Annotated in this window: 16 protein-coding genes and 1 tRNA gene; 7 read left to right on the forward strand and 10 right to left on the reverse strand. The window is 45.0% G+C overall.

The window, feature by feature from the left end:
* Positions 1–23: 23 nt before the first annotated feature.
* From SDEN_RS15770 to SDEN_RS15785, 4 genes are all read right to left on the reverse strand, one after another.
* Positions 24–1124, reverse strand: a complete 1101-nt coding sequence (locus tag SDEN_RS15770; RefSeq protein WP_011497455.1) for a polyamine ABC transporter substrate-binding protein — start codon at positions 1122–1124, stop codon at positions 24–26.
* Positions 1125–1441: 317 nt separating this feature from the next.
* The gene (locus SDEN_RS15775; protein ID WP_011497456.1) at positions 1442–2797 is read right to left on the reverse strand and encodes a glutamine synthetase family protein; all 1356 of its coding nucleotides are present in this window, start codon (positions 2795–2797) and stop codon (positions 1442–1444) included.
* A 2-nt stretch (positions 2798–2799) separates the two neighbouring features.
* Positions 2800–3564 (reverse strand): gamma-glutamyl-gamma-aminobutyrate hydrolase family protein, encoded by a 765-nt coding sequence (locus SDEN_RS15780; protein WP_011497457.1) that lies wholly within the window; start codon positions 3562–3564, stop codon positions 2800–2802.
* A gap of 184 nt (positions 3565–3748) precedes the next feature.
* Entirely contained in the window at positions 3749–5248 is a 1500-nt protein-coding gene (locus SDEN_RS15785; protein WP_011497458.1) for an aldehyde dehydrogenase, read from the reverse strand.
* A gap of 524 nt (positions 5249–5772) precedes the next feature.
* Here SDEN_RS15785 and SDEN_RS15790 point away from each other — a divergent pair.
* Positions 5773–6117: a DUF3634 family protein gene (locus SDEN_RS15790; RefSeq protein ID WP_011497459.1), complete on the forward strand. Its 345-nt coding sequence runs from the start codon at positions 5773–5775 to the stop codon at positions 6115–6117.
* 49 nt (positions 6118–6166) lie between these two features.
* On the opposite strand, the gene SDEN_RS15795 is transcribed toward SDEN_RS15790, so the two are convergent.
* A complete protein-coding gene (locus SDEN_RS15795) occupies positions 6167–7492 on the reverse strand; it encodes a metal-dependent hydrolase family protein (protein ID WP_041406445.1) in 1326 nt (441 codons plus the stop codon).
* Between the two features lie 229 nt (positions 7493–7721).
* Here SDEN_RS15795 and SDEN_RS15800 point away from each other — a divergent pair, with 229 nt between their 5' ends.
* The gene (locus tag SDEN_RS15800; RefSeq protein WP_011497461.1) at positions 7722–8684 is read left to right on the forward strand and encodes a sensor domain-containing diguanylate cyclase; all 963 of its coding nucleotides are present in this window, start codon (positions 7722–7724) and stop codon (positions 8682–8684) included.
* Here SDEN_RS15800 and SDEN_RS20970 read toward each other — a convergent pair.
* Together SDEN_RS20970 and SDEN_RS15805 are read right to left on the reverse strand one after the other, a co-directional pair.
* Complete coding sequence (locus tag SDEN_RS20970; RefSeq protein ID WP_269571441.1) at positions 8681–8809, reverse strand: hypothetical protein; 129 nt, start codon at positions 8807–8809, stop codon at positions 8681–8683. The genes SDEN_RS15800 and SDEN_RS20970 overlap by 4 nt on opposite strands.
* A gap of 43 nt (positions 8810–8852) precedes the next feature.
* A tRNA-Trp gene (locus SDEN_RS15805) sits at positions 8853–8929 on the reverse strand.
* 268 nt (positions 8930–9197) lie between these two features.
* Between SDEN_RS15805 and SDEN_RS15810 the strand changes: the two genes are divergently transcribed.
* From SDEN_RS15810 to SDEN_RS15825, 4 genes are read left to right on the forward strand one after another with little or no spacing between them, the layout of a single operon-like run.
* On the forward strand, positions 9198–9482 hold the full coding sequence (locus tag SDEN_RS15810; protein ID WP_011497462.1) for a cold adaptation protein ActJcold adaptation protein ActJ: 285 nt from the start codon (positions 9198–9200) through the stop codon (positions 9480–9482).
* Positions 9483–9489: 7 nt separating this feature from the next.
* Positions 9490–10026: a cold adaptation protein AtcA gene (locus tag SDEN_RS15815; protein WP_011497463.1), complete on the forward strand. Its 537-nt coding sequence runs from the start codon at positions 9490–9492 to the stop codon at positions 10024–10026.
* The gene (locus tag SDEN_RS15820) at positions 10026–10784 is read left to right on the forward strand and encodes a cold adaptation protein AtcB (protein WP_011497464.1); all 759 of its coding nucleotides are present in this window, start codon (positions 10026–10028) and stop codon (positions 10782–10784) included. Before SDEN_RS15815 ends, SDEN_RS15820 begins: the two co-directional genes overlap by 1 nt.
* Before the next feature lie 10 nt (positions 10785–10794).
* Entirely contained in the window at positions 10795–11685 is an 891-nt protein-coding gene (locus tag SDEN_RS15825) for a cold adaptation protein AtcC (RefSeq protein ID WP_011497465.1), read from the forward strand.
* A 239-nt stretch (positions 11686–11924) separates the two neighbouring features.
* Here the strand turns inward: SDEN_RS15825 and SDEN_RS15830 are convergent, their stop codons facing one another.
* Positions 11925–12668 (reverse strand): spermidine synthase, encoded by a 744-nt coding sequence (locus SDEN_RS15830; RefSeq protein ID WP_011497466.1) that lies wholly within the window; start codon positions 12666–12668, stop codon positions 11925–11927.
* Between the two features lie 139 nt (positions 12669–12807).
* Here SDEN_RS15830 and SDEN_RS15835 point away from each other — a divergent pair, with 139 nt between their 5' ends.
* Complete coding sequence (locus SDEN_RS15835) at positions 12808–13344, forward strand: mechanosensitive ion channel domain-containing protein (protein ID WP_011497467.1); 537 nt, start codon at positions 12808–12810, stop codon at positions 13342–13344.
* A 113-nt stretch (positions 13345–13457) separates the two neighbouring features.
* Here SDEN_RS15835 and SDEN_RS15840 read toward each other — a convergent pair whose 3' ends face one another.
* Together SDEN_RS15840 and SDEN_RS15845 are read right to left on the reverse strand one after the other, a co-directional pair.
* Positions 13458–13925: a hypothetical protein gene (locus tag SDEN_RS15840; protein WP_011497468.1), complete on the reverse strand. Its 468-nt coding sequence runs from the start codon at positions 13923–13925 to the stop codon at positions 13458–13460.
* A gap of 21 nt (positions 13926–13946) precedes the next feature.
* Positions 13947–16052 (reverse strand): S8 family serine peptidase, encoded by a 2106-nt coding sequence (locus SDEN_RS15845; protein WP_041406447.1) that lies wholly within the window; start codon positions 16050–16052, stop codon positions 13947–13949.
* Positions 16053–16162 lie beyond the last annotated feature (110 nt).

The raw sequence follows: 16162 nt of genomic DNA on the forward strand, positions 1-16162 counted from the left end.
GGCTTACCACTTAGGCTTAAAACTTATTGTCCTGATTTAACCTTGGTCCAAGCACGTGTCATGGCGCGCTGCACTTTAAGGGGACGAATTTCACCTATGTACAGCTTGTCTATCACTTCCTGAGAAGGATAGATGGCAGGATCGGTGCGAATCGCTTCATCCACTAAGGCTTGGGCAGGCTTATTTGGGTTTGCATATGCCACATAGTTAGTGATTGGGGCTATGACCTCAGGGCGCAGTAAGTAGTTGATAAGCTTATGGGCATTTTCAACGTTTTCGGCATCCGCTGGGATGGCTAACATATCAAACCACAAGTTCGCGCCTTCTTTTGGAATAGCGTAGCCAATCTTGTGACCATTTTTCGCTTCATCGGCACGGGCCGCCGCTTGGAATACGTCACCGGAGAATCCATAAGCGACACAGATGTTGCCATTGGCAAGATCGGAAATGTAACGTGATGAATGGAAATAGGTGATGTAGGGACGAATCGTCATCATTAAATCGGCGGCTTTTTGATAATCACCAATATTTTTACTGTTTGGGTTTAAGCCTAAATAGATCAGCGCTTCTGGCATCATGTCTTCCGATGAGTCCAGCATAGCGATACCGCATTCGGCCAATTTTGATGAATACTTAGGATTGAATATTAATTCAAGTGAATCTACTGGCGCATCATCACCTAACAGTGCTTTTACTTTACCTTCGTTATAACCAATACCATTGGTTCCCCACAGATAAGGCACGGCAAACTTGTTGCCGGGATCGGCGGTTTCGAGCTGCTTCATCAGATCTGTGGCTAGGTTGCCATAGTTAGTCAGTTTGCTTCTGTCTAATGGCTGGAATGCACCGGCAATAATTTGCTTAGCGAGGAAATGGTTTGAAGGCACAACTATGTCATAACCGCTACGACCAGAAAGCAATTTAGCTTCCACCAGCTCGTTGCTGTCAAACACGTCATAAACGACTCTAATGCCTGTCTCTTTTTGGAAATTTTCCAGCGTATCTTCTGCAATATAGTCAGACCAGTTGTACATGCGTACCACTTCTTCGGCCTGGGCAACTGTGGCAGACAATAGACTGGCAGAGACCAATGCTAGTGCGGATAATTTGGTTAATAACTTCATATAAACTCCCTGGTGTAAATGACCAAAGCATTCGTCGATTGAGGCGAATACTCGGACCAAGTTATGCCGTTCTATGCGGCTTACCTTGCCCAAACTTACTTTGGGCCCTTATCCCGTGCCACCACTCATGTGCACAGATTAACAATTTGCATGATTAATCAGCCAATACTTAAGCTAAATAATCGCCAGACTTATTTAAGGCGCGGATTTTATCAAAAAAATCGCATTTGGCTAGAGGCTATACTCTATTTGCATAAAAACTCATTGTTCATGCTGAAAATAACGCCAGCCTCTCGCTCAAATGATGCTCCAAAAAATTATACAGTCAACAATAGAAACTCACGTTCCCACGAGCTCACCACCCGGCGGAAATTCTCAAGTTCGGCCTGTTTTACTGCAATAAAGCCCGTGGTGAAGGCCTCGCCTAAATAGGTTTTACAGGCATCACTGTCCTGCATAGCCGCGAGCGCTTCTTCTAAGGTCACTGGCAGGCAATTAGGGTTATTGGTGCGGCTCTCGTTGGCACGCCCCTGCACTGGCGTCGACGGTTTAAGCTCATCCACCATGCCGATATAACCACATAACAGACTTGCGGCTATGGCCAGATAACAGTTGGCATCCGCCCCAGGTATGCGGTTTTCGATACGGCGATTTTGCGGTGATGATTCAGGAATGCGCAGGCCACAAGTGCGGTTTTCATCGCCCCACTCTAAGTTTACTGGCGCAGAAGTGCCCGGTAAGAAACGTCTAAATGAATTAGCATTAGGCGCCATTAGCGGCAACAATTCAGGAATGTATTTCTGCAACCCTGCGATATAGCCTAAAAACAACACGCTTTTAGTGCCATCATCGTTGGTGAAGATATTTTTACCTGTGTCTTTGTTGATTATGCTCTGGTGAATATGCATGGCACTGCCAGGCTCGTCGGTGACAGGTTTGGCCATAAAGGTCACGCACACATTGTGCTTAAGGGCGGCTTCACGCAAGGTACGTTTAAACACAAACACTTGGTCCGCCAGATTAAGGGCATTACCGTGGCTGAAGTTAATCTCCATCTGCGCTGGGCCATCTTCATGGATCAAGGTATCGATATCCAGCCCTTGAATTTCACACCAATCGTACATGTCTTCAAATAAGGGGTCGTACTCGTTAGCGGCATCGATAGAGAAGGACTGACGCCCCGCTTCTGGTCTGCCAGAACGGCCTATTGGCGGCTTAAGGGGTAAATCATGATCGTCACTGCGCAGGGTTAAATAAAACTCCATCTCAGGGGCAATCACTGGCTCCCAGCCTTTCTCGTCATAGAGGGCGATGACTTTTTTAAGCACGTTGCGCGGTGATAGCTCTATGGGGTTACCCATTCTATCGTAGCAATCATGGATGACCTGCGCCGTGGCTTCTGCGGTCCAAGGCAACATAAATACTGCGTTCTCATCGGGGACACAATTAAAGTCCACCTCGGCATCATCGAGTAACTGGTAGTAAATATCTTCTTTGATGTAATCGCCCGTCACTGTCTGTAGCAATACAGATTCAGGTAAGCGCATGCCACGCTCAGAGACAAACTTATCCACTGGGGCGATTTTGCCCCTGGCTATGCCTGTCATGTCACTGATGACACATTCTACTTCGGTAATTTTTTTTTCTTTTAAAAACGCTATGAGTTTATCCATGTTTATCTCGCTCGGGTTGTAGCACGATTTCTGCACGCATCACCAAAGGACTTGAAAATCGATGAGTAAAACGGATTTTCGGTAACTTTCCATTCGGGATGCCATTGGACGCCTAAGGCAAAAGACTTGGCGTCAATCACTGAGAAGGCTTCGATTAAACCATCTGGCGCGCGGGCTTCTATCCGAAGCCCGACACCAAGACGTTCGACGCCTTGGGTATGAACTGAATTGACTTGGGCCTTTGCTTGCCCCCAGGCCTTAAACAACAGGCTGTCTGTTTCAATCTTGATTTCATGAGCTAAGCCATATTGCACATCTAAAGGGGCTGTTTTATCTTCCCTGTGCTCAATAAATTCACCTATCTCATGGAGTTTTTGGTACAAGCTGCCACCGTAGGCGACATTCATTTCTTGAAAGCCTCGGCAGACGCCTAATATAGGCACTCCCGCCGCGACGGCCGCTTTGATCAACGGCAAGGTACTGGCGTCGCGATTAGGATCATGATGGGTTCCTTCGCTGCTGGCAGGCCCTTGATAATGGTGAGGTTCAACATTGGAAGGTGAACCGGTAAAGAGTATGCCGTCTAGGCTGTCGAGTATGGCGGCGATAGGCTGAGCGCCGCCCAAGGAGGGAATAACCAAAGGCCAGCCTCCCGAGCCCTCGACCACACTGAGTAAATATTTCTCGCCAACAATAGAAAAAGGGTGCAATCCGAGCTGACTATTGCAGGCAACGACACCGATCAGAGGAAGCTTGGAGCTTGTCATATCTCACCTTAAGTAATCCTACTATTCCCACATACCCTGGATGCTATAAATAGCGCAATAACAAAGCACTAGTGCTAAATATATTGGCCATTTTTCCCACACTACACTCAATATTAACCTCAGGCAAGAAGTTAAGCCCTTGTTAATTCAAATTTAATAGTTGCAACATTTAAGCCTGGCACTCTTAATCGAGCGCTATCCAGGTTGCTTTAATTTCAGTATATTTATCAAACGCATGCAAAGATTTATCTCGGCCATTGCCTGACTGTTTATAACCACCGAATGGCGCCGTCATGTCACCGCCGTCGTAATGATTGATCCACACCATGCCAGAGCGCAGTGCTTTGGCGGTTTTATGGGCCTTACTCAAGTTACTGGTCCACACCCCTGCCGCTAAGCCGTAAATGGTGTCGTTGGCAATTTCTATGGCTTGCTCCATGCCTTCGAATTCGATTACCGCGAGCACTGGGCCGAAAATCTCTTCCTTGGCTATGGTCATCTGATTGGTGACGCCGCTAAAAATAGTCGGCTGCACATAAACCCCGCCGGTATCTGCCAGCACTTGTGAGCCACCAGACACCACGGCCGCCCCTTCTTTTTTACCCGCTTGAATATAACCTAATACATTGTCTAGCTGCTGCTTGTCCACCATGGCGCCGCAGGTGGTGGCAGGATCCAATGGGTTACCCGGTTGCCAGCCTTCAAACTCTTTAGCAATTAAGGCAATCAGCTCATCTTTAATGCCTGATTCCACCAATAATCTGGAGCCTGCGGTGCAGACTTCCCCTTGGTTAAAGGCGATGGCGCTGGCAGCAGCTTCTGCGGCGGCTTGTAAATTCGGCGCATCATTAAAGACTATGTTCGGGCTCTTACCGCCTGCCTCCAGCCAGACCCGCTTCATATTTGATTCACCCGCGTAGATCATTAACTGCTTGGCAATCTTGGTTGAACCTGTGAACACTAAGGTGTCCACATCCATGTGCAGCGCCAAGGCTTTACCCACAGTGTGACCAAAACCTGGCAACACATTGAGCACGCCAGCGGGCATGCCCGCATCCAATGCCAGCTGAGCCAGACGAATGGCGGTCAATGGTGATTTTTCAGAAGGCTTTAAAATCACGCTATTGCCTGTGGCGAGTGCTGGACCTAATTTCCAACTGGCCATGATCATAGGGAAATTCCACGGCACTATGGCCGCCACCACCCCCACAGGTTCACGGGTTATCATGCCAATTTCATTGTGTGCTGTCGGCGCAATCTCATCGTAAATTTTATCAACGGCTTCACCGCACCAACGTATGGCTCTGGCGGCGGCCATCACATCCACAGATTTTGAATAACGTATGGGTTTCCCCATGTCCAAGGTTTCAAGCAGCGCTAATTCATCGGCATTTTCTTCCATCAGCTCGGCAAAACGTATTAATACTTGCTTGCGCTTAACCGGCGGCAGTTGTGACCAAGTGCCGGCTTCAAATACGTCTCTGGCATTATCCACGGCTAAATTAGCATCGGCGAGATCGCAACTGGCGACTTTGGCGAGCAAGCGGCCATCTATGGGGCTTAAACAATCGAATGTCTGTTTGGAAGCGGCGGCTTGATACTTGCCATTAATGAATGCCTGACCTTGGATAGACAGCGCCTGTGCCATGCTTTCCCAATCATTGCGTGTTTTTACTGCGCTCATATTGACCTCTTGTCCTTAGAATATGGGGTGACCAGTGTGGTGAAGAATATTTAACCTCAGCTCGGGATAATAAATGCATATCAAACAGCCCTTTGCACCGCTAACTGCGTTGAATTCACTTGCAATAGGCTAGCTATTGACGCGCAAATTCGCCTTGTTTTCAGCGCAAAGTTCAAGTTTGAATGTAAGAGATGGAATTTTTGATAATTCACTACCGTTTATCCATCTCTTAACCCGAGTTGAGGTTATTTAGCACGAGTCTTTTTAGCGACTCATTTAAGCGAGCAAGTCGCTTAAATCCACATGCGGATCTGTGAGCTTAGATTACGCTGCCCAAGGTGAAAAGTTCAACACTTAGTTACAATCAAACAATTTATTTTACATCTGTGTGAAAATAACGCGATACCCCTTGAGGTGAGCATGGGGTTAGCCGCAAAAATCTGGGTGAAATATTTTGCATTTCTTTGCAGAGACAGTATGTTATATCTCAATCAATTAGCCGATGCTGTAAAAGGGACATTAACATGTTAGAAACAGTGCTGAAGATAGCCTTTGTATTGATTTTATTTGCGCTCGCTTATAAGCTCATATTCAATTCGAACAAAGGCTTAACTCTGTTTGAAATGCATTTTAAAGATGGCAAGCTCAGTAGCCACAAAGGCAAGATCCCCGAGAAATTCAAACAAGATTGCCGCGCGCTCGCCAAAGCAGAAAAGCTTTCCATGACGGTACGCTGCGAAAAACAAGGCGACGTCCGGTTGCATGTTTCGGCCAATGTCGGCGATAACCTAGTGCAACAGGTCAGAAACTTGTTTCCCTTCGAGTATTACGATAAAAAAACCGCAGATAACTCAAAGCTTAGCGGTTAACCTCATAGGGGCTGCTGTGACTCAGTTTGGTGCTGAGCCACGGCTCTGCCTACTGCTTGTAAATCTTTCCTTGCTTCATCACAAATGCGACGTCCAGCAAGGCTTCTATCTGCTCCAGAGGGTTCATTTCAAGGGCGATAATATCGGCAATTTTACCGACTTCCAGCGTACCTAAACTATCACCCATGCCGATCAAGTCGGCGCCATTGACTGTCGCAGAGGTTAAAATATCACTATTACTCATACCCGCTTGATGCATGAGTATGGCTTCTTGTGCATTGGTTCCATGGCGAGACACGCCGCTGTCTGTGCCAAAAGCAATATTGACGCCTGCTTCATAGGCGGCTTTGAAGTTGTGTTGCATATCAGCGCCAACCCGAATCGCTTTGGCGCGCACCGCTGGCGACATAAAGTCCGTGCTATTGGCCATCTCAACCACAGTTGCGCCAGCCAACAGGGTCGGCACTAAATATGCGCCGGTTTTTTTGAATAACTTAATCGTGCCTTTATCTGCGTAGCTCCCATGCTCAATACTGTCGACGCCCGCCATGAGCGCAGCATCTATGCCGGCTTTGGCATGGGCGTGGCTGGCTACTTTTTTCCCGAGACTGTGGGCGGTATCGACAATTTCCTTTAATTCATCCTGAGTCATCTGCTGACCAGTGCCCGTATTAGTGTCGGACAGCACGCCACCAGTGGAGGCGATTTTTATCAAATCAGCACCATACTTGATCGCTTTTCGGGTTACTTTCCTGCACTCATAAGGGCCATCACAGCGAGTTTTAATCGATTTGATTTCGAGTAGTTTATGTGCCATACCATCAGCATCTAAATGCCCACCTGTCACTGAAACACCCGCTGCAGCAATGATCCTTGGCCCGTCAATCCAACCTTTATTTATCCCGTCACGTAACGCATATATTTGCTCAGGCTCACTTAACAAATCTCGCACTGTGGTAAACCCTGCTAGCAAAGTTTTTTTAGCAAAAAAGACACTCTGCATTGCCAAATCTTCATTGGAAAGCTTAACCGTGTCGCGATCATTATTAGGGCCAAGTTCGGACTGTAAGTGAACATGCATATCCATGAGGCCTGGCATAACAAAACGGCTCGACAAGTCGATTAATTGGGCCTGCTCACTTGCGGTTACATAGTGCGAAACTGGTCTAAAGCCCGCTTCAACATGGGTTATCCGTCCGTCCTTTATCACTAAGGTTTGCTGCGCTAACGGAGCCTTGCCTGGAACTGCCAGTAATTTCCCAGCATGGATCACCTGTGTTTGAGCCACCTGTGTTTGAGCTAAAACACCCTGTGTTTTCGCAAAAAGTGCAGGGCTTAGCAACACTGATAACGCTAATGCGATTAGGCTCGGCATAGTGAATAATATGAGTTTAGGCTGCGGGCGCTGTTGCATCACAGAGACTGACGTCATGTTAGATTTCAAGGAAGTGAGTAAAGTTATCATCTAGGGCTCTTATTAGTTATGTTGCACTATTGAATAAAGCTAATGAACAATCAAAATCTTATCCAGACTAAAGCGCATTTTTTTTCAGTCAAGCAGCTATGCTTATTTTATTGGCTAATGTTAAGACGGAAAACACACTATGATCCCACCGAAAATCCCCGCGAACGAAGCTGAGAGACTGCATGCATTAAGGACATTACAAATCCTCGATACCTCAGATGAAGAAAGGTTTGATAGGGTCACCCGCATGGCAAAACGCATGTTTGGGGTGCAGATTTCATTGGTAAGCTTGGTTGATGAAAATCGCCAATGGTTTAAATCCAAACAAGGACTCGATGCCGAAGAAACCTCAAGAGAAATCTCCTTTTGTGGCCATGCCATTAATCAAGATGGCTTGTTTATCATTCCCGATACCAATGAGGATGCGCGCTTCGCCGATAATCCTTTGGTGACAGATGCACCCAATATTCGTTTCTATGCGGGATACCCCCTTAAACTACGTCACGGGATTAATCTAGGCACTTTGTGCCTCATCGATTCTAAACCCAAGATATTAGATAGCGAAGATCGGCAGTTATTAAACGATCTGGGGGCTATGATAGAGCAAGAAATTAAGTCCGTTCAATTAGCCACCTTAGATGAACTGACCATGATCTCCAATAGACGTGGTTTTTTATCCCTTGCAGATTACAGCCTTAAAGTTTGTCGCCGCAAACAGATGTCAGTGTCATTAATCTTGTTTGATCTGAATAAATTTAAGCTTATTAATGATGAACATGGTCACCATGAAGGTGATTTCGCTTTAACGACCTTTGCCCAGGCTTTGCAAGAGTGTTTTCGAGAGTGCGATGTGATTGGCAGGCTCGGGGGGGATGAGTTTGTTGTCATGCTTACCGATACCAGCAAAGACAAGATAGATGATATTCTGATCCGATTTAGCGAGATATTAGACAGGACAAATATTGAAATTAACAAACCCTATAAGATTGAATTCAGCGCAGGAGTAGCAAGCTTCCCCCATGATACAGATAAGTCATTAGAACAAATGATTGAGCAAGCCGATGCGGCCATGTATAAAGACAAAAATGGTGAAAATCGCTAAGTGAAGTGACTAATACCAATCTTGTTGGCTATGTGCACCTTAACTGTGTCTACATAGCCAACAGGATAAAAGCGCAATGCCAATTGAATACGCTTGTCATTATCTGAGTATTTTATTTTAGACAAAAGAAAACGGCTCGCATATTGCTATGCAAGCCGTTATTTTATTTGGCAGGGGTGGCAAGACTCGAACTCGCAACCATCGGTTTTGGAGACCGCTGTTCTACCAATTGGAACTACACCCCTGTTGATGTGGGGCATTATGCAAAAAGGGTTCTCAAAGGTAAAGTGTTTTTTATTAAAAGTGTTTTAACTGGAGTTTTTTCAAGCAAGACTGGACTCTTTATTGCTATTTTGAGTTATTTTTTGAGTGTTTAATCACACAGACTTATATTTTAGGTTAATTGCTGCAAATGGGCCTTCTCTGGTATCATTCAGCTTAATACCGTCCCTAAAAGTATTCATCCTCACAGGGATGACGTTTCGATAGCATTATCGCCTACAGGTAACCTTTATGATTAACCACTTCACTGTACTGGGCGTCAAAGCCAGTGCCAAAGAAGATGAAATAAAAAAAGCCTATAAACGCTTATCCAACAAGTATCACCCAGATAAACTACTCTTAGCCTCCGATGAGGAAAAACAGCAAGCCGAAATTCAGCTGCAAAGAGTGAAGCAAGCCTATGACGTGCTAAGCGATAAAAAGCTAAGAAACGCGTTCATTAAAGACTTTAATAATGTGATAGTGACAGATCCTACTACCGCCATGCGCGAGTTGTGGGACCAATTTTACCCTTGAGTACCCCATGGCCAAATCATTAAATATCGCTCGCATTCAAGAGCTTAAAAGCAATGCCTATGACAATATCGAGTCATACAATGATCCTGATACCCCAAAGGCGTTGGACAATTTTACCCGCCAGATAAAGCAAGTGTTACTGGCTGATATCAGCATGCTGTCTTCTGTGCCTGAATACTTGCCAGTGGCCCTATTTGGTCAAGTAAAATTCTCGGCTGAATCCATGATTAAGTGGTCCCACTGGCTCGATAACGCCATCCAACCTGAATGGGACGAGTTCAAGGTGAGTATCGCCTTTAATAATGCAGATATTCCCTTAGTGCAAGCGGTACGGGCCCACAGCGAATCTTTGCTGATTGAAAGCTGCGCGGTATTGTATTTGCTCAATCAAGAAGCCAGTGGCGTCAAGAAAAAGGCCAAGCCATCTGACAATGATGACGACAATGAAGAGTACGGCCAGTCAAATAGTGATTATGACGACGAAGACGATGAAGATAGCGAAGAAGAAGGCTATTACGATCAATACGATGATGAGGACAGATAATGACAACCAGTCTGATTGAAATTACCGCTCAAGAAATAAAACAACTTGCCGACGTCGAGCCTAAGCAGGCCAGCAAGCGGTTTGAGATCATAGCCAACACCATGACGGATGCCCAATTGGTGGAAGTGATTGAGCACATGGATATCGTCACCCTGACTCAAATTAATAGTCATCATGATATTTCTTGCCCGTCAATCATGTCGGAACTCATGAGCCCTGAGCAAATTCGCGACATCGTTTGCCAGCAGCCGCTGTACTGGGAAGAGCAAGTCAAAACTAACGCCGATGAGCTTATCGCTCACACCTTTGAATTTTTGACGTACCTTATTCGCATTCAAGAAAGTGAAGAAAAACAAGCCGCTATTTTAGAGTGTATTGCAGAAGATCCTGCCGGTCTGTTCTATTTGTCGATACCTTTTATCGAACTTATCTTAGCCCCAAGTGAATTTAACGAAGACGGCGGCCACGAATTACATGACGATGAAGATGATGGCACCACGGTAGGCTTCGACAGCTGGCACGCCAGTGAAGAGTCCCACAGCCTAGGCATTGATGACCCTCGCAGCCTAATGGCGCTAATTCAAGAACTGGCACCGGAAGTGGCGAAATCCATCAAGAACTTACTGCGCAATGAGAGCTCTGGCTGGGAGCAAATTATTTCCAAGTTCGTTAATGAGCTGGTACTGCAAGCGAAAGAGAAAAACCAAGTGGCGGACGAATACGCTGAAGTTGATGATATGTTTAGCTTTTTAGATTAAGGACCCAGATATGCAATTGGCATTACGGGACCTAAACCAAGGCCCATATTTAACTAAAGTGCTGGCCTATGGCCAGAGTGAAGAAAAACTTAGCCAAGAAGAGCTGTCGCAAATCAAGAGTAAGGCCGTTTTAATGAGCCTTAAACTTGCCGACAAGTTTTACAACAAGCATAAGATGCACTTGCTGGAACAAGCCGCTCACGACGTCATCGGGGTGGTAAGCCTTGGGCTTATTTCTCTCACAGGAGATGAGCCGGCCATTTCTTTACCCTTGTTGAAGGATCCTAACGGGGTGGTTAAATGTTTTCAAAAGGGCTGGAGCTTATTAACACAAGCCAGCAGCCTTAATACGGCTAAATCACTCTATGGTGATGTGAGCCAGAGCCTACTGGAGAAGGTTTCTAGCCCGCCAGATATGGATGAGTGGCAAGGCTGGCAGAGTTATCAAGATGCCTTAGATGAACACAAGCGTCAGCAGGCCATTAGCGCCTTACTGACCGAGTTTTATCTAAGCTCAGATCACGACCCACTCGACTGCCTCAATCTTGAAGCCGTATTGGCTGAAGCCGTATTGTACCGCACCTTATTTGCAGGCAGCGGCGTAAGACAAGATCTTAAGAAGCGTTTAGGTAAAATTGAGCTAGATGATGCTTGGTTCGATAGCGACTATTTAATGGTTCAAACCGACCAAGCACTGGCAAAGTTGCCGCAACACTTAGCCGACACTATACGCCAAGATCTGAGCAAGCATTACACCCAAGGCCTGCTGCGCACCCTGCACTTCGCCAAAGGTTACCGCGAGCTGCAGATGCAAGGCGCAAGCCCAGAAAAGCTCGAGCGTTTTGAGCACAAAGAAGGCCTTAGTGGTCTCCTCGGCTGGCCGCAGTACTTAGACTTCTAGATCGGTTTCAAGACCAACTTCTAGACTGATTTTTAGCTTAATGTGCAGATTAAATCTACATAGACTGAGCGAGAGACTGGTTCAATAATTACTCAATATTCAAGAGCAAAAATAGCGACCTTAGGTCGCTATTTTTTTGTTATATTACTCTATATTAACAATGGTTAAACTGAGTTTTACCCATAATACAGAGTCTTATACCACGACTATTTAATTAACCGCATAACTTGTAAATGATATTAATCCCAAGGACCGAATCGGGTCAGTGTTCTGCTCAAATTAACTTCCAGCTGCTGCGATAAGGCTTGTATCGCCGTTTTATTGTTTGCCGCCTCGAAGCGACCTAAGGTATTGGTGGCAAAAACCACCCAATTGCCGCCATTGGTTAAGCAGGCATATACCTCAGTAAACTGCGCTTTTAAATGCTCGAGTAATTGCCTGTCCCGGCTGTGCTCTTTCCAGCAATTGAGCACCAGCAAGCCATCGACTTTGAGTTGCTGCTGACAAGACGTAATAAAGCTTTGGGTTAGCTGATTTTTGTCCACTCCTTGCTCTATATACATATCGGCGTAGATAACATCGACTCGTTTATGCTGGCTCTCCTGTAAAAACACGCTAGCATCTTGATTGATAAGTTGTAATTTTTTGCCTATAGGCAGCTGAAAATAGCGTTTAGCTATCTCAATCACATCCGCTCTTAATTCAACGGCAGTAAGCTTAATGGCAGCATCACAATGACGCAGTGCATGCACTAGGGCGCCACCTCCTAGCCCTAAAATAATGGCACTCTTAGGTTTAATAAAGAGTAAGGACAACAGCATGGCTTGCACATAAGTGTGCTGGGGAATATAGGGGGCAAGCCGCAGCATCTTGCTTTGTTCGTCGTTATCGCCAAAGGAGAGAATCCGAAAATGATCGTCATCGATCACTGAAATGGTCCCGAGCTGATCGTTGGATTGGTGTAATACCTTGATATCTGACATGGCTTCGGCTTGTGCTCAACTTGCACTCAATAAGAGTGATGATATTCAAATCGGCAATTCTAGCATGGGGGACCTACAATCTGGCAGCGTAAGGGAGTAAAATGGCTTTTTACTCTAGTCATGAGTCACAGATGGGATTATGTCGAATCATATTTTATTAAGTTTAAGTTATTTAGCTGTGTTCTTCTTTGCCCAGCATCAAGTCAAAAAATGGATTTTATCTCAGGCTAATCGCAAGCAAATCAGTGAAGTTCGCAGTCGATTAGTTATCCAGCTTATCTCCTACCTGATGTTTTTCGTGACTGCATCTGTTATGGCGGTCTCCCTAGGCTTAGGTTACCAAGAGGTGTCATTATTCGTGTCGTCGGCGTTTGCCGTATTGGGCGTCGCCTTATTTGCACAGTGGTCGATTCTTAGTAATATTACCGCTGGGGTGCTGATATTTTTTGTGTTTCCCTATCGCATTGGCGACAGGATCCGCATCGTTGAGAAAGATGAAGACCTAACAGGTGTCATCGTTGAAATCAGTATTTTTCATGTGCTGATAAAACGAGATGTGGGTGACTTAATGACCTACCCTAATAGCTTAATGCTGCAAAAGGCCGTCATCAAATTAAGCCCACTCACTGACGTATCCCCTCACGTTGAAGCTCTTGAAGATAAGCAATCGCAATAATTTTAAATGTTTTTCTGCAAAAAAAGACCGATATCTCTAAGATATCGGTCTTTTGGCTTTAATCGACATAATTTGGAAACTATCCCGCTAAAGAAAGTTTCCAAAACGTGATATTAGTGAATTTCATTCTTATTAACTGCACGATCTAACTTAGCGCGTACTACGCTGTCGCTAGCTTTTACGGCCTCTAATACACTTAATAGTTCAGCATTTTCAGGGGTGGCTAAAATAACTAAGTTATTATTACTCTGCCATTCAAGCTTCAAACCTTTAGATTTTGCAAATGCAGCCGCATCAACATCTTCTTTTAGCTTCACAACCAATTGGCCTGTAAGGGTGCCAAAAGGCGAACCACTTTCAGTCACTAATTGTTGATTTTTGCTCAAAGCTTGGGCTTTTTGCACGCCTTTAGCTGTTTTCACATAGTGAATTGATTCCAATCCAAGAAAGTCAGCTCTTGAAACATTCGCTTTAGTTACAGCTTGCGCTGCATCTTCCGTTAACGTTATTTTATCGTGCGCAAATGCTTGTACTGACATTGAGATTGCCGCAGCAAGCAAAGTTAAGTTTAATAATTTCATCTTTATACTCCTTAATTTAGATTAACCAGCTGCGTGACCATGGAAGCGAATTGACCAACCTTTTAGCTCACCATTAGCTTCATTTGGGATGGCAATGCTACCCCGTACATTGTACTTGATGAAACTATAATCACCGCTGTTAACGTCTATTACTTTCAGAGTCCATTCGCCTTTAGTCGACTCGCCATAGAATGCGTTTGATAGCATAGGAGTCTTATTATAGCCAGTAACTAAATCATCAGGATCTGTTGCATTCATCACGCCTTGATACACCATACCATTGTATGGAGTCATGATAACGCTCTTAGTTCCAGCGGGCGAAATCAACTCAACCGCTAGATCAGGAAGACGTAAATGGTCTGCAGTCAGCTCAATTTGAACCGCTTCAACAATCAAGTTATCTTCGATGGCAAGCTTGTCAGTTGCTCCCGTTAAGCTTTGATCTGGAATGGCCTTAGCAAGATCCTCAGAGCTCACCCAATCAGTAACAACATACTTACCTAGATCAGTCTTATATTCTTTGGCTGCTTTTACAGCAGCGCTGACATCAACACGACCAAAACCATATAGGTTATGGAAATTTAGACCGGCAGCATTGGTTTCCCAGCCTGCGATAGCAGTATATTCCAGTGCATCTTCAGCTGTACCTAACTTCACTTTTTTAGCTGCAATATCTGCATCTACCTTAGTGGCTGTCGTTGCCAATACATGACGCACATCACGCCACGTTAGTGCTGGGTTGGCACTCATTATCATAGCTACTGCACCTGAGGTATTAGGGGCTGCAGAAGAGGTACCATTCATAGTAGAAGTATAGTTACAATCCAGATTCAATGGATGTAAACCACCGTGGAATGGTGTGCCTGGACGGTCTTCTGTAATTGCATAACCGTTAGTACAACCTTCTCTATCAGTAGTAACGATAGCAGGGTTATCTTCCCCATACTCACCACCTGGTGCTGTCACAAAAATGTTTGCCCCTGCGGAAGAGTAGCTAGACAACTCACCTTTTGCATTAATCGCACTGACAACTAAGTTATAAACGTTAGCGTTGCTAGAGGTCATATTAGAGTTATGGAAAGGTAACCCTTGGTTTGCTGGAACGCCTAAGGCACGAGCTGAGAAATAATCACCCGGGATCCAGTATGTGCCAGAATAACGGAAATACTGATAACCATTACCAGCAGACTTCACAAAAACACTTCCTTTCCCGTCGGCACTTTTTGTAGAAGTTTCGGCATAGACTTCGTTTTCATCTTCATCAAAAAGATCTGGGAAGGGAATCGAGTATCCATAGCTTTGATTAAATACGCGCGCGTAGTCACTCAGTGAATTACCGCCGTGAGATTTCACGAAATTCTCAAACGTTTGCACGCTAGTCACTGCGCCAGTTGGATCACTATCTAAAAAGTTAAAGCCGATCAATTTAGCTTTTGGCGCGACGCCACGGCCACCAATGCCATTCCAACCTTCGGCTGCAATAATACCAGCAACGGCAGTGCCATGTCCTGAAGCGCCACTAAATGGCGTTGAATCTATGGTGCCTGTGATTAAATTATATGAACCACCAGAAACAACGTTGTTTTTAAGATCTGGGTGCGCTATTTCCAAGCCATCATCGACAACTGCAACTGTAACGCCTTGACCAAATGTCTTCTGGGCAATTGCCTCAGCCACATTCATGTCTTCACCCGCTTTACCACGATTAATAGCAAACGCACTTTGGCCTGAATTATTTAAATGCCACTGATGTACGTAAAGTGGATCACCACCTTCAATGTCAATCGATAACGTTGACATTGAATCTAATTTTCCATCACTGACTTTAAATTGAACAACTTCCTTGCCTTCCATAGCGTTTGTTAAATACGTAAATTCACCGGTAGCAGCATTCACTAAAGTAAAAGTACCGTGGGCAAAATCAGCGGCATTCACAGAAAATGTGATATTACCTTCAGCATCTTTTCCACTTAACATGCCCTTAATTGCAATAGATTGAGTCGCATTAAATGCCACATCTTCACTTACAGGGGCTGTATTGATAACTTCCACTACAGGCTTTTTATCACTGCCACAACCCATTAATAGGGCCGCAGTTATACTCATCGCAACAATTGACTTCTGCATTTGCATTTAACATTCCTTCATGTCTTTTAAACTACATAGACTAAAAATCAAGCATTTCACTACGCTTGATTAATTTATAAATCTAATTTTTTGGTGTTCACTATCTACAA

Source organism: Shewanella denitrificans OS217 (assembly GCF_000013765.1).
Lineage (GTDB): Bacteria > Pseudomonadota > Gammaproteobacteria > Enterobacterales > Shewanellaceae > Shewanella > Shewanella denitrificans.